This is a genomic window from Brevundimonas sp. NPDC055311 (assembly GCF_053645695.1).
In genome coordinates this window covers 1,159,424-1,178,370 of sequence record NZ_JBSHMV010000001.1, presented here as the reverse complement: position 1 = coordinate 1,178,370, position 18,947 = coordinate 1,159,424, and the positions used below count along the sequence as shown (strand labels likewise).

Here is an 18,947-nt window from a genome sequence, read left to right as displayed (position 1 = left end):
GCGAGGTGTGAAGGGCTGGGGCGATCAGGCCGCCTGGGCCGCCTCGCCGCGCGACAGGACCAGGCGGATGGCGTTCAGCAGGGCCTCGGGCTGGATGGGCTTCTGCGCCACCCCGTCCATCCCTGCCGCCAGATAGGCGGTTTCGTCGCGCGGATCGGCGTTGGCCGTCAGCGCCAGGATCGGCAGGGCGGCCGCCGGACCGGGCAGGGCGCGGATCGCGCGCGTCGCCGCCACGCCATCCATCACCGGCATCTTCACGTCCATCAGGATCAGGTCGAACGTCGCCGCCGCCGCGCGCTCGACCGCCTGGCGACCGTTCTCGGCGGTCTCGTGGGTGCAGCCGAACAGCTCCAGCACCTTGCCCGCCACGAAGCGGTTGGCGGCGTTGTCGTCCACCACCAGCACGTGCAGCGTGGCATGGGCGGTGGGGTCGGCGAGGGCTTCGGGATTGCGGAGACCGTCCGCCTCGGCCAGGGGGAGGCGCAGGTCGAAACGGAAGCGCGCCCCGCCCTGCGGCGAGCGCTCGACGGCCAGCTTGCCATCCATGCGCTCGACGATCTGCCGACAGATCGCCAGCCCCAGACCGGCGCCGGCGCCCTGGCGACCCGCCTCGCCGGTGTTGAACGGTTCAAAGATGGCGCGCGCCGCCTCGTCGCTGACGCCGGGGCCGCTGTCGTCCACCGTGGCCGACAGGCGCACCTGGCCGGTCTCCAGCGTCGTGGTCAGCCGCACCGCGACCGAACCCGCTTCGGTGAACTTCAGGGCGTTGCCGATCAGATTGTTCAGCAACTGCTTCAGCCGCATCTCGTCGCCGACGATCCAGCGGGCGGCGGCGAGGTCGTTCTCGACCCGCAGGTCCAGCGCCTTCTCCTCGGCGCGCGGGCTCCACAGGGCGAACAGGTCCGCCGACACCGCCTGCAGGTCCAGCGGGGCGGGCTCCAGCGTCAGCATCCCGGCCTCGGCGCGCGACATGTCCAGCGCGTCGGTCAGCAGGCGCAGCAGGCTGTTTCCCGAATCCAGAATGGTGCGGACGTGGGGGCGCAGAGCCTCCTGCGTCAGTTGCCGCTCCATCAGGGCGGCCACGCCCAGCACCCCGTTCAGGGGCGTGCGGATCTCATGGCTCATCACGGCCAGGAACTCGGACTTGGCCCGGCTGGAGGCGCGGGCTTCGGCCTCGGCGCGGACCAGGTTCTGGGCCAGTTCGGCCATGGCCTCGGCCCGCCGCTTGTGGATCGCCACCCCGGCCTGCAACACGTGCAGGCCCGCCCCCACGCCGACATAACGGCCGCGCGAGACGACGATGAACCCCTTCAGCAGGGCGCCCAGTCCCGCCGCGTCCATCGACTGGAACAGGACGTCAGCCGAGGCGTCGGCCTCCACGATCATGGGAGCGGGGTCCATCAGCGCCGAGACCGGCCGTCGAGCGTAGAGGGCCCGGCCGAACTCGGCCGCCAGCTTCAGGGTGAAGGCGTTGCGCTCGATCAGACCGACGGGCCGGCCGTCGGCGTCGGCCACGGCGATGACCAGGGTCGCGGGCTCGGCCTCGAAACGAGCCAGGGCGTCCGCCCCCGGCGCGTCCGGCGCCATGGGCGCCGAGGCGTCCACGAAGTCTCCGATCCTGGCCATTCCCAGCCGTCCCCTGCGTTCTGCGAGCGCAGGGTTAGGTCAGGCCGCTTAACAGCCGCTTTTCCGTAAATGAATGTTTTGCAAGGTTAATCTGAAAGATCATCCGGTATCTGATGATCAGAGGCGCGCCAGAAGTTCGGCCGCAAAGGTCGACAGGCTGTCGTCGCGCGCGCCCATGACCACCACGCGGTCGCCGGGCTGCGCCGTCTCGACGATGCGGTCGCCGCAGTCGGCGCGGGTCGCCAGGGCCAGCGCCTGACGCCCGGCCGCACGCACGCCCGCGGCGATGTCCTCGCTGCCGACGCTGCGGTCGGTGGTGCCGCCGTAATAGACGGGCTCGGGCATCAGCAGCAGGTCGTCCTGCCGCATCAGCCCGGCGAAACCTGCGATGAATTCCTGCTTCATCAGCTTCAGCGGGCCGAAGCCATGCGGCTGGAACAGGATCAGCAGCCGCCCGTCAAAGGCGTGCAGCGTCTTTAGGGTGGCGGCGATCTTGTCCGGGTTGTGGGCGAAGTCGTCGATGACGGTGACGCCGTTCCGTGTCCCTACCACCTCCAGCCGGCGCCGGATGCCGCTGAACGTCTCCAGGGCCGCGACCGCCTGATCCACCGGCACGCCCAGCGCCTTGACCGCGCCCAGGGCCGCCAGGGCGTTGGCGACATTGTGCGCGCCCGGCACGTTCAGCGTCACCGCCCGCGCCGCCTCGCCGCGCACGCGCAGCTCGAACCTCATGCCGGTCGGCAGGGGCTCAAGGTCGTGCGCCGACAGATCGGCGTCTTCCTCGCCTAGCGCGAAGGTGATCGCCTTGCCGGGCGCCAGGGTCTGCGCCAGCGCCGCCGTCTCGGGGTTGTCGAGATTCAGCACCGCCGTCGTCGCCCAGCCGACGAAGCCGCCGAACAGGTCGCGCAACTCCTCCATCGACTTGTGGTCCAGCGAGATGTTGGAGACGACCGCCACCGTCGGAGCATAGCGGGCGATGGAGCCGTCGCTTTCGTCCACTTCAGCAACGAACAGGTTTGGTCCGCCGATCAGGGCGCTGGCGAACGGCTGGTCGGGCGAGGCGAAGTTCTTCATCACGGCGCCGTTGACCACGGTCGGGGCGCGGCCGGCCTGATCCAGAATCCAGGCGACCATGCCGGTGATGGTGGATTTGCCGCTGGTGCCCGCCACGCCGATCGAGGTCGGAGCCGCGTTGAACAGTTCGCTCAGCAACTGAGGCCGGGTCTTGATGACGGCGCCGACGCGCTTTGCAGATCCAATGTCAGGCACCGTGTCCTCGACGGCCCCGGTCGCGACGACCACCTGATCGGCGCTGACCACGCCCGATCCGTCCTGCGGGTGCAGGGTGACGCCGTGGGCGCGCAGCCAGTCGAACTTCTCTGGCGTGCGGCCTTGATCCAGCGCCCGGTCTGACCCGGCGATACGGGCGCCCGAGGCCTGAACGATCATGGCCAGCGGCATCATGCCGGAACCGCCGACGCCGCAGAAGAAGTAGTCTTTGTTCATCGGCTTGATTTCAATGCGAGAAACCGGGGAATGTCCGGTCTGACTAGCACGCAAGACGCTCAAGGCCACCCCGTCCATGCAGACCAGACCGTTCCGAATCGGCGTCGTCAACGCCAGCTCCCGTCTCGATCCGGCGCGGGGCGAGGCGATCCGGGCCTGGGCGGCGGCGACCTGGCCGGACGGGGAGGTAGAACTGGCGCTGCACCCGGCCCTCCATGAGGTCCACGGTCATTTCGGCGGCGACGACGCCACCCGCGCCCGCGCCTTCGTCGAGACGGCCAACGACCCCGCCATCGACGCCGTCTGGTTCGCGCGCGGCGGCTATGGGGCCTGCCGCATCGCCGAGGCGGTGATTCCCGAACTGACCGCCCATGCCTACGCCAAGCGTTACCTGGGCTATTCCGATGCAGGCAGTTTGCTGGCGGCGCTTTATCGCGCGGGCTTTCCCCATGTCGCGCACGGGCCGATGGCGTCGGACGGATCGCGCCATGACGCTACCGGGCGCCGGGCGGTGAACTGGCTGAGGTCGGGCGATCCGACCTCCCTGGAGCCGTCCCTGCTGACCGACGCCCGACCCGCCGTCGGCTTCAACCTGACCATTCTCAACGAACTGGTCGGGACGGCGATCGAGCCGGACCTGACCGGCCACGTCCTGATGCTGGAAGAGGTGTCCGAGGCTCTCTATCGCGTCGACCGGATGATGTTCCACCTGACCAGCCAGGCTTCGATCCGTCGTGTGGCGGGCATCCGGCTGGGCCGTGTCTCTGACGTCACCGTCAACGATCCCGACTTCGGCCTGACGGCGGAGGAGATCGTGCGTTACTGGTGCGTGCGGTCAGGGATTCCCTATCTGGGCGACGCCGATATCGGCCATGACCGGGATAATAAGGTGGTGCCCTTCGGCGCGCGCGACTGAGCCGCCCTCAACCCCTCAGGATCAAGCCGTCGGGTCGCGCCTCGAAAGCCGACAGCCGGCCCAGGAAGCTCATGCCCAGCAGGGCTGCGGGCATGTCGCGGTCGATCACCAGGGCCTCGACCGAGGTCATCTCCACCCCCGCCACGGATACGGAGGTCAGCAGCACCCGCGCGGCGGGCGTCTGGCCCGAGGCGGTGTTCAGCGTCTGGTTGAAGTCATGCGGCTTCAGCCGCACGCCCAGCCGTTCGGCGTCGGCGCGGCTCAGCGTCACCACGCTGGCGCCGGTGTCGACCAGCATCCGCATGGGCCGCCCTTCGACGGTCGCCTCGGCCCAGTAGTGGCCGTCGGCCGCGCGCGTCACCGACGGCGCCTCCTTCAGGGCCACGGCGGCGTAGGCCTGGGCCGGGCCTTCCCACCACATCAGGGCGCCGACGCAGGCCGAGGCCGACGCCAGGGCGGCGGCGAAGACGACAGCGGAGCGGAGGTCAAAGCGGATCATGTCGCGGACTATGCGGGCTGGCCTCTTCCCATGCGGTGAAGCGACGTGGCGAACGAAAGGTTGACGACGCCCGCCCTTCACTCGCCCAGCAGCCGGGGGTCGATCCGCTTTTTGCGACCCGGCAGGTCGTCCATGACGGCGGCGCGGGCCTCGTCCGTCATCCGGCTCCAGGTCGCGATCTCCTGAAGGGTGCGCAAACAGCCCAGGCACAGGCCGGACGCGCCGTCGACGGTGCAGACCATGATGCAGGGACTGACGATCGGACGCGGGGGGAGGGAGGCGGGAGCAGGGGGCATGGTTCGTGACGATATCGCAACAATGAGTCCGAGAACGGACTATAATTTCTTGACTTTTCGCGCCGGGCGGCTATGTTCATCCTCGACGCGAAACGACTGACAGGGTGAGAGTCCCAAAAAGCACGACGTGTCTTCTTTCATCGTTCAACGAAAGGAGACGCCAAAAATGAACGAAAACAAAGAGCGCAATCTCCAGCACGCCATGCTGTCCTTCGCCCTTTTCGGCGGGATGCTGGTGAACACGAAGCAGATGAACGGCGCCGGCGACCGCGTGGTCAGCCACCCGTCCAACTTTGTGCCCATAACGATCAAACGGCCGCGCGCGTAGTCGCGAGACTGGATGATCCAGCCAGAAGCCCCGGTCAGAACGACCGGGGTTTTTCAATTCCGCCCTTGCCATCGCGCCGCCCCTTGGCCGACACCCGGGCCTCTATTTCAGAAGAGGAAGCGCGGCATGGGTCTGATCGTCGAAGAGCGCAAAGGCGCGGTCATGGTCTGGACGCTGGCCCGGCCCGATCGTCTGAACGCCCTGCCGGACCTTGAGGACGGCGAGGCCTTCGCCGCCGCCTGCGACGCCGTCAACGCCGACCCCTCCATCCGCTGCGTGGTGCTGACCGGCGCCGGGCGGGCCTTTTCGGCGGGCGGCGACCTGAAGGCGATGAAGGATCGCCGCGACCTGTTCGAAGGCTCGGGCGCCGCCATCCGCGAACGCTATCGCCGCGTCGTCCACCGCATCGTGCGCGCCCTCTATGGCTTGGAGGTTCCGCTGGTGACGGCGGTCAACGGACCGGCCATGGGGCTGGGCTGCGACATCGCCGGACTGGGCGACATCCGCATCGCTTCTGACCGCGCCAGCTTCGGCGTCCCTTTCATGAAGCTGGGCATCATTCCCGGCGACGGCGGCTCGTGGCTGCTGCCGCGAAACATCGGCTACGCCCGCGCCGCCGAACTGCTGTTCACCGCCCGTTCGATCGACGCGGCGACGGCCGACCAGTGGGGCCTGGTCAACCGCGTCGTCCCGCATGAGACGCTGATGGAGGAGGCGATGCAGACGGCGGAACAGATCGCCGCCCAGCCGCCCCAGGCTCTGCGCATGGCCAAGAGTCTGCTGCGTCAGGGCCGCGACATGAATTTCGACCAGATGCTGGAACTGTCCGCCGCCATGCAGGCCCTGGCCCACCTGACCGACGACCACATCGAAGGCGTGACGGCGGTGCTGGAGAAGCGCAGCGGTGAGTTTACGGGGAACTGAGCGTCCTTCTCCGCCGGGGCGAGCGGGTGAAGACCGTGTCGCCATAAAAAAGGGCCCCTCGCGAGGCCCTTGCTCCGTCTCCATCCTGACCGCTGTTACGTCCGAGCGGGCGCCTTCATGGCGCGCGCGGCGGGCACGCCGGTGGAGGCGTTGTCGCGCTTGGCGCCGGCGGTTTCGCCCGGCTTCATGAACTTGACCAGGACGCGCTGGCCGATCAGCAGCGGGGCGTCGTCCACGGCGACCACCACCTCGACCACGCGTTCGTCGGTGCGCTGCGAGGGATCGTCCGAGGCCAGCTTGCGGGCGCCGAAGACGGCGGCGCGGCGCAGCACCTTGCCGACATAGACCTTGGACGGGTCGCCTTCGGGGGTGATCTCCACGGCCTGGTCGACGGCGACGTTCGGGATGTCGGCCTCGACGATCTCGGCGCGGGCGATGCGCGGGGCCGCCGGCTCCAGATCGAACATGTTCGACACGTTCAGGGTCGAGGCGCCGGCGCCGGGGTTGGCGTAGCGACGCACGATGCGGCCGTCGGCGGGCGAGCGGATGACGGTCAGTTCGACGTCGTATGCGGCCTGGTCGCGACGGGCGCGGGCGCTCTGCACCGCCGACTGCTGCGAGCCGAGGCGGGCCTGGGCCTGGGCGATGGCGTCGCGGGCCTGGTCCATGCGCTGGGCGGCGACGAAGTTGGTGGCGACCAGCTTCTGCAGGCGGTCGTATTCGCGCTGGGCCGCGGCGATGTCGACGTTGATCAGGCGCAACTGGCTCTCGGCTTCGGCCAGGGTGGCCGAGGCGGTCTGCAGCGCCAGGCGCGGCTCGTCGTCCTCCTGGCGGGCCAGGATCTGACCGGCCTTGACCAGATCGCCTTCCTGCACCAGCACATCGCGGACCACGCCGCCGCGTCGCGCGGCGATCTGGATGATGCCGCCCTCGATGTCGATCTTGCCGTTGGCGATGGCGGAGTAGGGGCTTTCGACCTTCTTCTCGGCCGCCTCGGCCAGTTCGGCCTTCTTGGCGGCCCCGGCCTTCTGCACCATGCCGAAGCCGATGATCAGCACGACCAGCAGCGCCAGGCCGATCCAGAGCCATTTGTTTTTCAGAAATGCGGGCATGGGGGTCCTCAAGGGGATCGGTGTCAGTGCGACGCCAGGATGGCTTCGGGATTGGGGGTGCGGCGCTGATCGTCGATGATCACGCCGTCTTCGATGTGGATGACCCGGTCGGCCCAGGCCTCCAGGCGCGGGTCGTGCGTCACGCAGATGACCGCCGCGCCGTGTTCGGTGGCTGCCCGGCGCAGCAGTCTGATGACCACCTGGCCGTTCTCGCCGTCCAGCGCCGAGGTCGGTTCGTCGGCGAACAGGATCTGCGGGTCCTTGGCCAGGGCGCGGGCGATGGCGACGCGCTGCTTCTCGCCGCCGGACAGGGCGGCCGGGCGCTGGTGCAGGCGATGGCCGAGGCCGACCTCCTCCAGCGCCAGGGCGGCGCGCTTCTTGGCGCGATCGGACGACAGGCCCTGGAACTTCAGCACCGTCGTCACCTGTTGCAGGGCGGTCAGCGACGGGAACAGGTTGAAGCCCTGGAAGATGAAGCCGCAGTGATCCAGGCGGAACTTGTCGATCCTGCCGCCCGACAGCTTCCACAGGTCATCCACGTCCAGGGCGTCGACGCGCCCTTCCTCGGGCCGCAGCAGGCCGGACAGGGCGGCGATCAGCGTCGACTTGCCCGAACCGGACGGCCCCATGACCATGGTCAGGTCGCCGTGGCGCGCGTCGAAATCCACGCCCTTCAGCACCTCGACATAGGACCGGCCGGACTTGAACCGTTTGACCAGACCCTTGGCCTCCAGGGCGAACTCGCCATGCTTGCCGTGAACTTTCGTGTGCCCAAAAGCCATGGTGTTCATCGCAGCAGGTCCGCAGGTTGGCTCTTCTTCAGGATGCCCATCGACAGGAAGCCCGACAGCATGGAGATGCCGATCAGGCCTCCGCCGACCACGAGCAGCAGGCTGAGGGGCATTGAGATGATGACGGCGTTGGACAGGGCGAACAGCGACAGCAGCCAGGTCAGCAGGATGGCTGCGCCGACCCCGACCATGCCGACCCAGAAACTCAGCTCCATGACGATGCGGCGCAGCGAGCCCATGCCGACGCCCAGGGCGCGCAGGGAGGCGAACTCCTTGATGTTGGCCATGATGGCGCCGCGCAGGGTCTGCCAGGTGATGGCCACGCCGATGATGATCCCCAGCACCACGCAACCGCCGATGATGATGACCAGTATGCCTTCTTCGAACATGGCGCCGGCGTTGGCGTCGGCCAGCTGCTGACGGGTCCAGGCCTTCCACTGGCCGTTGCCCATGGCGTTCAGCTGGGCCACCACATGTTCGGCGCGAGCCGGATCCTTGATCCGGAGCATCAGCGGGCCGACGCGCGGCCCTTCGAAGGCCTCGCCCAGCATCCGCAAGGAGTCGCGCGACATGACGATGGTCGGCTGCATCATGTTGGGATAGCCGCGCAGCACCCCGACCACGGTCACGGTCTGGCCGTTGAACAGGGCCTTGTCGCCCAGCTTGACGCCCAGCGGCGTCAGCGCCGTCTCGTCCACCGCCACGGTGAAGGGTTGGCGCAGGGCCTCGACCAATTCCTCGGAATAGTCGCGCGGGATGGTGACCGAGCCGGGCGCCGTGTCGATGATGTTGACCAGGACGCTCTTCTGGCGCGGCGCGCCTTGCTTGGCGCGGTCGGCGGCCGTGGCGGTCGGATCGACGTTCTTGATGTTCTGGAAATTGCCGCCTGACATGTCGAGCGTCTTCACCTCGACCACCTCGGGGTGGTTATAGGCCAGCGGCACGAAGCGGCGCGGCATGCCCATCGGCCCGCTGAACAGGGCCTTGGCGCCGGGCTGCATGATGAAGATGTCGGCGCTCGAGCGCTCGATGGCGGCGGTGAAGCCCTTGCCGATGCCGATGAAGACCCCGGTCATGGCCAGCACGAGCAGGCCCGAAAGGGCCAGCGCCATGACGGCGGCCATATAGCGGCGCCACTCGAAGAGCAGCGTGGATAGCGCGAGCGACATGACGCGTATTCATTCCCCTGACTTGCGCTGTTATCTGACCGCCGCCCCGCCGGAGGCCAAGTTAAATCGGGGTAAGGCTGGCTCGGCCGGATCTATTGCGGGGCTTGAGGGGGCGGGCCTTGCGGGTCTAGTGACGGCGCCACAGCAAGACGGGGCGTGATGTCACGCTCTAGGGAGACGCCCATGTCACTTCGCCGCACCCTTTCCTTCGCCGCCTCTCTGGCCGCCCTCGGCATGGCCGCCGTCGTGGTCAACGCCCCTGCTTCCGCCGCACGCGCGGACGAGGGCATGTGGACCTTCGACAACTTTCCGATCCAGACGGTGAACGACAAGTACGGCACACGCATCGATCAGGCCTGGCTGGATCGCGTGCGCAATGCGGCGGTCCGTCTGCAGGGCTGTTCGGCCTCGTTCGTGTCGGGCGAAGGCCTGATCCTGACCAACCACCACTGCGTCATCTCCTGCGTCCAGGATCTGTCGAGCGCCCAGAACGACTACGTCAAGAACGGCTGGATGCCGGCCACGCGCGAGGAAGAGAAGACCTGCCCCGGCCAGACCGCCGAGGTCCTGACCGACATCACCGACGTGACCGATCGCGTCCTGGGCGCCGGCGCGGGTCTGGAAGGCGCGGCCTTCGTCGCCGCCCGCTCGGCCGAGATCGACGCCATCCAGAAGGAAGCCTGCGGCGACGACCGCAAGCTGACCTGCCAGGTCATCAGCTTCTATCGCGGCGGCAAATACGCCCTCTACAAGTTCCGCAAGTACGAAGACGTGCGTCTGGTCTTCGCGCCCGAGTTCCAGGCGGCCTTCTTCGGCGGCGATCCGGACAATTTCAACTTCCCGCGCTACGCCCTCGATGCCGCCTTCCTGCGCGCCTATGAGGACGGCAAGCCGGTCGTCACGCCCAACCACCTGAAGTGGAACCCGAACGCGCCGGTCGACGGCGAAGTGACCTTCGTGGCGGGCAACCCCGGCTCGACCTCGCGCCTGCTGACCATGAGCCAGCTGGAGCGCCTGCGCGACCAGCAGATTCCGATCACCCTGATCCAGGGCGCAGAGCTGCGCGGCCGCCTGATCGAATATTCGACGATCGGCGAGGAAGAGAAGCGCGTCGCGCTGGATCCCATCTTCGGCCTGGAGAACAGCTTCAAGGTCTACTACGGCCAGCAGGGCGCGCTGACCGATCCGGCCTTCATGGCCAAGAAGCGCCAGGAAGAGGCGGAACTGCGCCAGCGCGTCGCCGCCGATCCGGCTGTGGCCGAACGCATCGGCGACCCGTGGGCCGATCTGGAAAAGGTGCAGGCGACCGCCCGCGACCTCTATCTGCCCTATCGCCAGCTTGAAGCGAACGCCGGCGGCGGTTCGACCCTCTATTCCTACGCCCGCGCCATCGTCCGCGCGTCCAAGGAACGCGCCAAGCCCGTCGCCGAACGCCGCGCCGGATACGCCGACAGCGACATCGCCGCCCTGGGCCGCCGACTGGCCTCGGACGCGCCGATCCCCGTCGGCGTCGAGGAGATCCAGCTGTCGCACTGGATGCTGAAGACCCGCGAATACCTGACGGTCGACAGCGCCGACGTGAAGACCATGCTGGGTGCCGAAAGCCCCGAAGTCATCGCCGCCCGCCTGTCGCAAAGCCGCCTGATCGACCCGGCCTTCCGCGCCGAAGCCCTGGCCATGACGCCGGAACAGCTGGCCGCCTCGGGCGACCCGATGATCGCCTTCGTCCTGGCCAATGACGATGCCGCCCAGGCCGTCCGCACCCAGTGGGACGCGGGCGTCAACGCTCCGACCGCCCGCGCCGCCGAAAAGGTCGCCCAGGCCCGCTTCGCCGTCTATGGCGAGAACCAGTATCCGGACGCCACCTTCTCGCTTCGCCTGTCATACGGCCAGGTGAAGGGCTGGACCTATCGCGGCGTGACCGTTCCGTCCTTCACCCACATGGGCGGCCTGTACGAACGCGCCACCGGCGCCGAGCCGTTCAACGCCGCCGAGCGCTTCCTGGCGGCGCAGGACCGGATCAACAAGGACGTCGTCTATGATTTCGTCTCGACCAACGACATCATCGGCGGCAACTCCGGCTCGCCGGTGATCAACGCCAAGGGTGAAGTGATCGGCGCCGCCTTCGACGGCAACATCCACTCCCTGGGCGGCTCGTTCGGCTACGACGGCGAGCTGAACCGCACGGTGTCGGTCTCGACCGCCGCCGTCACCGAGGCCCTGCGCAACGTCTACGACCAGCCGCGCCTGCTGCGCGAACTGGGCGTGCGCCGCTGAGCCTGGCGGATTGATGTCCGGGATCTGGGGGCGCCTTCGGGCGCCCCCTTTTCTTTGCCCGCAGGCCTATCTCGACTTGCCCTGCTTCTCGATGAGCACAGCCTGTTGCCAGCGGCCGGGAGCCTTGTCCGAGCGATGGATGCAGCCAACCCAGCAGCAGGGCCGCCGCTTGCCTTCGTGCAATTCCTCAACGGCACGCTCGATCCGTTTCTGACGGGTGGCGGCCTGTTTGGCGTCTTCGACCCAGCAGATGAACTCATTGCGCCCCAGCGCGGTGAGGCCGCGCCACAGGTCGAGGGTTTCCGGCTCGGATGAGAGTCGCGCCCGCATGTCGTCCGGAACCTGATGCGCCACGCCCTGGGGGAAGTCGTCCGACATCGCGTCAATCCCGTCCCGTTTCGTCATTCGCCGAATCTAGACCCGCGAAGGCGCGATGTGAATGCTTTCGCCGGGGGTTGCGATTTGCCTCCAGGTTCTGTTCAGACTGACCGCAAAGACGGCCTCGGGTTTAAGGGGCTGAAACCGGGCCTCGGCGATGACCAAGGCCGCGACGCCGAGGATGTCTCATGCGCACCACCTACGCCCCCCTTCTGTTCGCCTCGGCCGCCGTCCTGGCCTTCGCCGCCGCCTCTTCGGCCAAGGCGGAGGAGGGCATGTGGACCTATGACAACTTCCCCATCGCCCGCGCCAACCAGACCCTGGGCACGAACATCGACCAGGCTTGGCTGGACCGCGTTCGCCTGTCGTCGGTGAAGTTCGGCGGCTGTTCGGCGGGCGTCATCTCGGCCGAGGGGCTGGTGATGACCAACAACCACTGCGTCTCCTCGTGTGTCGCCAACCTGTCGACGCCGCAGCTTCAGTACAATGAGACGGGATTCACGCCCAGGAGCCGCGAGGAAGAGCTGCAGTGCCCCGGCGCCTCGGCCGAGATTCTGACCGACATCACGGACGTGACCCAGCGGGTGCAGAAGGCGGGCGAGGGGCTGGACGGTCAGGCCTTCACCCAGGCGCGCGAGGCCGAGGCCGGCCGTATCGAAGCGGAAGCCTGCGGTTCCGATTCCAAAATCCGCTGTCAGGTCGTCAGCCTGTATCGCGGCGGTCAGTTCAAGCTCTACAAGTTCCGCAAATACTCGGACGTGCGTCTGGCCTGGGCGCCGGAAGACCGCGCCGCGACCTTCGGCGGCGACCTGGACAACTTCTCCTTCCCGCGCTTCGCCATCGATGCCGCCTTCATCCGCCTGTATGAAGACGGCAAGCCCGCCGCGACGCCGACCCACTTCACCTGGAACCCGAACAAGCCGACCGAGGGCGAGCCCGTCTTCGTCACCGGCAACCCCGGCTCGACCCAGCGTCTGCTGACGCAGGCCCAGCTGATGACCATCCGCGACGTGGTCCTGCCGCTGGATCAGCTGATCGCCTCCGAACTGCGCGGCCGTCTGATCCGCTATTCGGAAGAGGGCGAGGATCAGGCCTTCATCGCCATGGACCCGCTGTCGGGGGTGGAGAACACCTACAAGCGCGGCCGCGGCCGCATGGCGGCCCTGATCGACCCGGCCTTCATGGACCAGCTGGCCGGGCAAGAGACCGTCTTCCGTCGCGGCGTGGCCGAGAACGAGGCCCTGTCCGCCGAAGTCGGCGATCCCTGGGCTGTTCTTGCCGATGTCCAGCCGCTGGCGCGCGAGCTTTATCCGGCCATGGCTCTGCTGGAAGGCGGCACCGGCATGGGCACGACCTCGGTCGCGGGCGGCTCGCCCCTGTTCCAATGGGCGCGGGCCATCGTGCGCGGCGCCCAGGAGCGCGCCAAGCCGTCTGACCAGCGTCTGTCCGAGTTTTCCGACAGCCGACTGGCGGGGGTCCAGTCCAGCCTCTTCGCCGCGCGCCCGACCTATCCGGCGCTGGAGCAGATCCGCCTCGAGTGGTGGTTGTCCAAGACCCGAGAATGGCTGACGGTCGACAGTCCCTATGTCCGCACCCTGCTGGGCAAGGAAAGCCCCGAGGGCCTGTCCGCGCGTCTGATCGAGGGCACGAAGCTGGCCGACCCCGCCGTGCGCCGCGCCCTGTGGGAGGGCGGCCTGCCCGCCGTCCAGGCCTCGACCGATCCGCTGATCCAGTATGTCCTGGCCATCGACGCGCAAGCCCGCGCCGTCCGCACGGATTGGGAGAACCGGGTGCAGGCGCCGACCGACCGCGCCTCCGAACAACTGGCCGTCGCCCGCTTCGCCGTCTTCGGAGACGCCGTCTATCCGGACGCTACGGGCACCCTGCGCCTGACCTACGGCCGGGTAGAGGGGACCGACGTGCCGGGGCAGCGCATCCCCGCCTTCACCACCTTCGCCGGACTGTGGGACCGCGCCACCGGCGCCGAGCCGTTCAACGTCGCGCCCAAGCTGCTGGCCGCCAAGGACCGCATCGACCCCGCGACGGTGATGGATATGGCGGTGTCGTCGGACACCATCGGCGGTTCGTCAGGCTCGCCTGCGGTCAACGCCAGGGGCGAGATCATCGGCGCCAACTTCGACTCCACCGTCCTGACCCAGCGCAACGCCTATGGCTATGATCGCAACGTCAACCGCAGCGTCATCGTCACCACCCAGGCCGTCACCACGGCCCTGCGCGACGTCTACGGCATGGATCACCTGGTCGAGGAACTCGGCGTTCAATGAGCGAGCTGAGCTTGCGCCCTGCAGCGCCGGACGATGTTCCGGCGCTGCATCGTCTGATCGAAAGCGCCTATCGCGGGGACAGCGCCAAGGCGGGCTGGACCCATGAGGCCGACCTGCTGGGCGGCCAGCGCACGGACGAAGTTGAGCTGCGCGGCATCCTGGCCGACGCCTCGCGGATCATTCTGCTGGCCGAGGTCGAGGGCGGCCTGACCGGCTGCGTCCAGGTGGCGGATCAGGGCGAGGGGCTGGCCTATCTCGGCCTGCTGACCGTCGATCCGGCGCGTCAGGCGGGCGGTCTGGGGCGGGTGCTGATCGAGGCTGCTGAAGCCCAGGCCGTCGCTCGCTTCGGCGCGACACGCATGGAGATGACGGTCATCCGTCAGCGAGGCGAACTGATCGCCTGGTACGAACGGCGCGGTTATCGCCTGACCGGCGAGACGCGGCCCTTCCCGCTGGACGACGAACGTTTCGGCCTGCCCCAGACGCGCGAGCTGGAGTTCGTGGTGCTGGAGAAGACGCTCTGACGTCCTTCTCCCACAAGGGGAGAAGGATTTAGAGATCCCGCATCTGCTTTTGGGCGGCGCTGAAATACTGCCAGCCGGTCCAGATGGTGACGATCGCCGCCAGCCAGATCAGGGTGTCGGCGAAGGGCTGGAAATAGTTCAGCAGACCGAAGTCCAGGCCGAAACTGTCCCAATTGCGAGCGAACAGCTGGCAGCCCAGGGCGACCATCTGCAAGGTGGTCTTCCACTTGGCGGCCAGGGTGACGGGCAGATTGATGCGGCCCGCCATCGTCTCGCGCAGAGCCGAGACGGCGAACTCGCGGAACAGGATCAGGCCGCAGGGAATGATGATCTGCTGCACCGACCCGCTCGTCAGCACGCCCAGCACGGCGCCGGTGACCAGAATCTTGTCGGCGATCGGGTCCAGAATGGCGCCCCAGCGCGTCTCGGCCTTCCAGCGGCGGGCCAGATAGCCGTCGATCCAGTCCGTCGAGGCGGCGATGACGAAGATCCAGAAGCCGATCTTGTACATGGCGAACTGGTCGTCAGGGCTCAGCCAGGCCGAGACGAAGGGGAAGCCGCTGGTCGCGCCCGCCAGCAGCAGGAACATGACGATCCCGGCCGCCAGCCGGAGGCTGGTCAGGATGTTGGGGATGGCTTTGTAGGCAGGGGCCATGACGTCTTCCGTTGCAACACGCCGGGTGTGCCACGGTTCGCGGCCAGAGGCGAGGGCAGAGGCGAGGACGCCGCCTTCAGTCCAGCCGCTCGAACCGCCCCGGCCCGGTCAGCTTGGACAGGATGCCCAGGGCGATGCCGAAGTGCAGACCGCTGAGCTTCAGTTCGCCCGCCGCTTCCTTTTCCGCGATCCAGGGGAAGGTGCGCAGATTGTCCAGCGACAGGCGCACCACGGCCTCCTCGGCCGCGCATTCGACCTGATCGGCGGGCAGCGTCTCGACCACGCGGCGCACGGTCGGGGCGGCCTGCTCGACCCAGGGGGCGACGAAGTCCTGACAGTTGGCGGGCGAGCCCTTGAGCATGGCGGTGACGCCGCCGCAGGAGGCGTGGCCCATGACGACGACATGCCGGACCTGCAGGACGTTGACGCCGAACTCCAGCGCCGCCGAGACGCCGTGCAGCTTGCCGTCGGGCTGATAGGGCGGAACTAGGTTGGCGACGTTGCGCACCACGAACAGCTCGCCCGGCGCCGTGTCGAAGATCAGGGCCGGATCGGCGCGACTGTCGGAACAGGCCACCACCAGGGTGTGCGGCTTCTGGCCATTGGCGGCCAGGGCTTCGTATTCGGCGTGTTCGGACGGCCACCGATTCTGGCGGAAGCGGTGATAGCCCTTGGTCAGTTCGTCGGTCATGACCTAGCCCTTAGACCCGCGACGGTTCGTCGCTCAACCCGAAAACGCCGCTGGCCGAAATGCGTCTGGTTCAGGACTTGTGAAAGAAGCCGTGAATGCGCTCGGCCAGGGCCTGGCTGACGCCGTCCACCTTGACCAGATCTGCGACCGAAGCGCGGCTGACCCCCTTGGCCGAGCCGAAGGCGTGCAGCAGAGCCTTCTTGCGTCCCGGCCCGACGCCCTCGATTTCATCCAGCGGATTCTTCTTGATGTCCATCGAGCGGCGCTTGGCGTGGGCGCCGTTGGCGAAGCGGTGCGCCTCGTCCCGCAGGCGTTGCAGGTAGTAGAGGGCGGGGCTTTTCAGCGGCAGCATGAAGGGCGCCTTGCCCGGCATGAAGAACTTCTCCAGCCCCGCGTCGCGGTCCGGCCCCTTGGCCACCCCGACCACGGCGATGTCGTCGACGCCCAGATCGGCCATGACGGCCAGCACCTCAGCCAGCTGGCCCGCCCCGCCGTCGATCAGCAGCAGGTCGGGGCGCTCCACCGCCTCGCCGGCCTCCTCGTCCTTGACCAGTCGGCCGAAGCGGCGGCGCATGACCTCGCGCATCATGCCGTAGTCGTCGCCGGGCGTCAGGTCTTCGCCCTTAATGTTGAACTTGCGGTACTGGTTCTTGCGGAAGCCTTCGGGGCCGGCGACGATCATGCCGCCGACGGCGTTGGTCCCCTGGATGTGGGCGTTGTCATAGACCTCGATCCGCTCGGGTCGGGCGTCCAGACCGAAGGCCTCGCACACCTCGTCGAGGATTTTGCCCTGCGCTGAGTTCTCGGCCAGCTTGCGGCCCAGCGCCTCGCGGGCGTTGGTCAGGGCGTGGTCGACCAAGCTGGCCTTGCCGCCGCGCTGGGGGCGGGCGATCTCGACCCGGTGTCCGGCCTTCATGCTGAAGGCTTCCTCCAGCAACTCCAGCTCGTGCGGCCGGACGTTGGACAGGATCAGGCGCGGAACCGGCTTGTCCTCATAGAACTGGCCGAGGAAGGCGGCGAGGATTTCGGGGTCGCTGTCGGTCTTGTCCACGCGCGGGAAATAGGCGCGTCCGCCCCAGTTCTGGCCCGCGCGATAGAAGAAGACCTGGACGCAGGCCTGACCGCCTTCGGAATGCAGGGCGAAGACGTCGGCCTCGGCCACCCCGTCGGCGTTGACGCTGCTCTCCATGGCGATGGCCGACAGGGCGCGGATGCGGTCGCGCACGCGGGCGGCGGTCTCGAAGTCTAGGTCGTCCGACGCCGCCTGCATCTCCCGCGACAGGCGGCCGATGACGGCGCGCGACTTGCCGCGCAGGAACTGCTCCGCCTCGCTGACCAGGTCGCCGTAGTCCTCCAAAGAGATCAGGCCGGTGCAGGGGGCCGAGCAGCGCTTGATCTGGTGCAGCATGCAGGGGCGGGTGCGGGTCTCGTAGACGCTGTCCGAACAGGACCGAAGCAGGAAGGCTTTCTGCAGGGTGTTCAGCGTGTGGTTGACCGCCCAGGTCGAGGCGAAGGGGCCGAAATAGTCGCCGGGAATCGTATGGGCGCCGCGATGCTTGCGGATCTGGGGCGCGCGGTGGTCGCGGCGGATCATCAGTTCGGCGAAGGACTTGTCGTCGCGCAGCACGACGTTGAAGCGCGGCTTCAGCTTCTTGATGAAATTGGATTCGAGCAGCAGGGCCTCGGTCTCGGACGCCGTGACCACCAGCTCCATCGAGCGGGTCAGCGATACCATCAGGCCGATGCGCTGGGTGTGGAAACGCCCCTGCGCATATTGCACCACACGCTTCTTCAGCGACTTGGCCTTGCCGACATAGAGGCAGGCGCCGTCCTCGCCGTACATCCGATAGACGCCGGGCTTGTCGGGCGCGCGCCGGGCCTCGTCCGCGATCAGCTCGGCGGCCTGAAGCGGAAGGGCGTTCGCCTGCGAGTCGGGCGTCTCCGGAATGTCGGGCGTCGGGTCGGTCATCAGGCGGGATATAGGCTCAGCCGCGCCGGACCAGAAGCACCCCGCCGATCACCAGCAGCACGCCGGCGATGCGCGTCAGGCTGATCGGCTGCTGCGGCACGCCCATGACGCCGAAATGATCGAGGATCAGGCTCAGCGCCAGCTGGCCCGCCACCATCAGGGTGATGGTCAGCGCTACCCCGATCTTGGGCACGCCCCAGGCGGCGGCCACCACGAAGACGCAGCCGTAGAGCCCGCCCAGCCAGGCCCAGGCGGGCAGGGCCTTCATCGCCTGCACGTCCGGCCGCGCCTGCAGCGTCACGGCGACGAGAGCCAGGGCGACGGTTCCCACGGCGAAGGAGACGAGCGCCGCATTGACCGGCGAGCCGACGGCGCTGGCCAGTCGCGCATTGGTCGGCCCCTGCAGGGCGGTGGCGGCGCCGCCCAGGATCATGGCCAGCAGGGCGAGGACGGGAAGCTGCATTAATGGTCTCACCAGTTCGGATCGGGGGCGGCGCCGCCGAAGATCTCGGCCAGACGGTCGCGAGTGGCGCGGGTCGTGTCTTCGGGCAGGGCGTCCGGACGGAACCAGCCGATCTCGGCGATCTCGCCGTGGCTGGTCCGCTCGGTCATGTCGAAGGCGTCGATGCGGAAGACCAGGACGTGATCCCCCGGAAAGAAGCGTTCGTTGGAGTGGACCGACAGCAGGCGCGGCTCGCCCCTCACGATCAGCCCAGCCTCCTCGCGCAGTTCGCGGATGACGGCGGCCTGGGTGGTCTCGCCCTTGTCCACTCCGCCGCCGGGCAGCCACCAGCCCTCCAGATAGGTGTGTTTGACCAGAAGCACCCGGCCTTCGTGATCGACCGCCACGCCGCGCACGCCCAGCGTCATGCCTCGGCTCATCCGCGACCAGGCGAAGAACAGCGGACGGGTGAAGGGTTCGATGCGGGTGCGCCAGTTCGCCATGCGCGAACGATAGGCTGTCGTCGGGCGGCTTGAACAGGGGCGCGCTTGCCCCTATT

19 protein-coding genes are annotated in these 18,947 nt (G+C 68.0%); 6 read left to right on the top strand and 13 right to left on the bottom strand.

Going from position 1 to position 18,947, the window contains the following annotated elements:
- Window positions 1-24: 24 nt before the first annotated feature.
- Together ACWIDZ_RS05730 and ACWIDZ_RS05725 are read right to left on the bottom strand one after the other, a co-directional pair.
- On the bottom strand, window positions 25-1,626 hold the full coding sequence (locus ACWIDZ_RS05730; protein WP_453989128.1) for an ATP-binding protein: 1,602 nt from the start codon (window positions 1,624-1,626) through the stop codon (window positions 25-27).
- Between the two features lie 117 nt (window positions 1,627-1,743).
- On the bottom strand, window positions 1,744-3,132 hold the full coding sequence (locus tag ACWIDZ_RS05725) for a UDP-N-acetylmuramate--L-alanine ligase (protein ID WP_453989127.1): 1,389 nt from the start codon (window positions 3,130-3,132) through the stop codon (window positions 1,744-1,746).
- Between the two features lie 76 nt (window positions 3,133-3,208).
- On the opposite strand from ACWIDZ_RS05725, the gene ACWIDZ_RS05720 reads away from it, so the two are divergent.
- Window positions 3,209-4,048 (top strand): LD-carboxypeptidase, encoded by an 840-nt coding sequence (locus tag ACWIDZ_RS05720; RefSeq protein WP_453989126.1) that lies wholly within the window; start codon window positions 3,209-3,211, stop codon window positions 4,046-4,048.
- A gap of 7 nt (window positions 4,049-4,055) precedes the next feature.
- On the opposite strand, the gene ACWIDZ_RS05715 is transcribed toward ACWIDZ_RS05720, so the two are convergent.
- Window positions 4,056-4,547, bottom strand: a complete 492-nt coding sequence (locus ACWIDZ_RS05715; RefSeq protein ID WP_312218626.1) for a retropepsin-like aspartic protease family protein — start codon at window positions 4,545-4,547, stop codon at window positions 4,056-4,058.
- A 77-nt stretch (window positions 4,548-4,624) separates the two neighbouring features.
- Window positions 4,625-4,843, bottom strand: a complete 219-nt coding sequence (locus tag ACWIDZ_RS05710; protein WP_312218625.1) for a DUF1289 domain-containing protein — start codon at window positions 4,841-4,843, stop codon at window positions 4,625-4,627.
- Between the two features lie 166 nt (window positions 4,844-5,009).
- Here ACWIDZ_RS05710 and ACWIDZ_RS05705 point away from each other — a divergent pair, with 166 nt between their 5' ends.
- Window positions 5,010-5,171, top strand: a complete 162-nt coding sequence (locus ACWIDZ_RS05705; protein WP_162938831.1) for a hypothetical protein — start codon at window positions 5,010-5,012, stop codon at window positions 5,169-5,171.
- A 126-nt stretch (window positions 5,172-5,297) separates the two neighbouring features.
- Window positions 5,298-6,095, top strand: coding sequence for a crotonase/enoyl-CoA hydratase family protein (locus tag ACWIDZ_RS05700; RefSeq protein WP_453989124.1), 798 nt, complete (start codon window positions 5,298-5,300; stop codon window positions 6,093-6,095).
- Window positions 6,096-6,190: 95 nt separating this feature from the next.
- Here the strand turns inward: ACWIDZ_RS05700 and ACWIDZ_RS05695 are convergent, their stop codons facing one another.
- The 3 genes from ACWIDZ_RS05695 to ACWIDZ_RS05685 are packed head-to-tail and all read right to left on the bottom strand — an operon-like array spanning window position 6,191 to window position 9,167.
- Entirely contained in the window at window positions 6,191-7,207 is a 1,017-nt protein-coding gene (locus ACWIDZ_RS05695) for an HlyD family secretion protein (protein ID WP_453989122.1), read from the bottom strand.
- Window positions 7,208-7,230: 23 nt separating this feature from the next.
- Complete coding sequence (locus ACWIDZ_RS05690) at window positions 7,231-7,989, bottom strand: ABC transporter ATP-binding protein (RefSeq protein WP_343828478.1); 759 nt, start codon at window positions 7,987-7,989, stop codon at window positions 7,231-7,233.
- Between the two features lie 5 nt (window positions 7,990-7,994).
- On the bottom strand, window positions 7,995-9,167 hold the full coding sequence (locus tag ACWIDZ_RS05685) for an ABC transporter permease (RefSeq protein WP_453989120.1): 1,173 nt from the start codon (window positions 9,165-9,167) through the stop codon (window positions 7,995-7,997).
- A gap of 183 nt (window positions 9,168-9,350) precedes the next feature.
- Here ACWIDZ_RS05685 and ACWIDZ_RS05680 point away from each other — a divergent pair, with 183 nt between their 5' ends.
- Window positions 9,351-11,444 carry a S46 family peptidase gene (locus ACWIDZ_RS05680; RefSeq protein ID WP_453989119.1) on the top strand — a complete coding sequence of 698 codons (2,094 nt, stop codon included), beginning with the start codon at window positions 9,351-9,353 and terminating at the stop codon, window positions 11,442-11,444.
- 66 nt (window positions 11,445-11,510) lie between these two features.
- On the opposite strand, the gene ACWIDZ_RS05675 is transcribed toward ACWIDZ_RS05680, so the two are convergent.
- The gene (locus ACWIDZ_RS05675; protein WP_453989118.1) at window positions 11,511-11,849 is read right to left on the bottom strand and encodes a YdeI/OmpD-associated family protein; all 339 of its coding nucleotides are present in this window, start codon (window positions 11,847-11,849) and stop codon (window positions 11,511-11,513) included.
- A gap of 161 nt (window positions 11,850-12,010) precedes the next feature.
- Here ACWIDZ_RS05675 and ACWIDZ_RS05670 point away from each other — a divergent pair, with 161 nt between their 5' ends.
- Complete coding sequence (locus tag ACWIDZ_RS05670; RefSeq protein ID WP_453989117.1) at window positions 12,011-14,107, top strand: S46 family peptidase; 2,097 nt, start codon at window positions 12,011-12,013, stop codon at window positions 14,105-14,107.
- Window positions 14,104-14,631 carry a GNAT family N-acetyltransferase gene (locus ACWIDZ_RS05665; protein ID WP_453989116.1) on the top strand — a complete coding sequence of 176 codons (528 nt, stop codon included), beginning with the start codon at window positions 14,104-14,106 and terminating at the stop codon, window positions 14,629-14,631. The genes ACWIDZ_RS05670 and ACWIDZ_RS05665 overlap by 4 nt, the downstream gene beginning before the upstream one ends.
- 28 nt (window positions 14,632-14,659) lie before the next feature.
- On the opposite strand, the gene pgsA is transcribed toward ACWIDZ_RS05665, so the two are convergent.
- The 5 genes from pgsA to ACWIDZ_RS05640 all read right to left on the bottom strand — a co-directional run bounded on the left by pgsA (window position 14,660) and on the right by ACWIDZ_RS05640 (window position 18,891).
- Window positions 14,660-15,286 carry a CDP-diacylglycerol--glycerol-3-phosphate 3-phosphatidyltransferase gene (pgsA, locus tag ACWIDZ_RS05660; RefSeq protein WP_312218613.1) on the bottom strand — a complete coding sequence of 209 codons (627 nt, stop codon included), beginning with the start codon at window positions 15,284-15,286 and terminating at the stop codon, window positions 14,660-14,662.
- A gap of 76 nt (window positions 15,287-15,362) precedes the next feature.
- Window positions 15,363-15,977: a carbonic anhydrase gene (locus ACWIDZ_RS05655; RefSeq protein ID WP_338577929.1), complete on the bottom strand. Its 615-nt coding sequence runs from the start codon at window positions 15,975-15,977 to the stop codon at window positions 15,363-15,365.
- 70 nt (window positions 15,978-16,047) lie between these two features.
- Complete coding sequence (uvrC, locus tag ACWIDZ_RS05650; RefSeq protein WP_453989115.1) at window positions 16,048-17,946, bottom strand: excinuclease ABC subunit UvrC; 1,899 nt, start codon at window positions 17,944-17,946, stop codon at window positions 16,048-16,050.
- Between the two features lie 16 nt (window positions 17,947-17,962).
- A complete protein-coding gene (locus ACWIDZ_RS05645) occupies window positions 17,963-18,409 on the bottom strand; it encodes a DMT family transporter (RefSeq protein WP_338577930.1) in 447 nt (148 codons plus the stop codon).
- Window positions 18,410-18,417: 8 nt separating this feature from the next.
- Window positions 18,418-18,891, bottom strand: a complete 474-nt coding sequence (locus ACWIDZ_RS05640; protein WP_453989113.1) for an NUDIX domain-containing protein — start codon at window positions 18,889-18,891, stop codon at window positions 18,418-18,420.
- Window positions 18,892-18,947 lie beyond the last annotated feature (56 nt).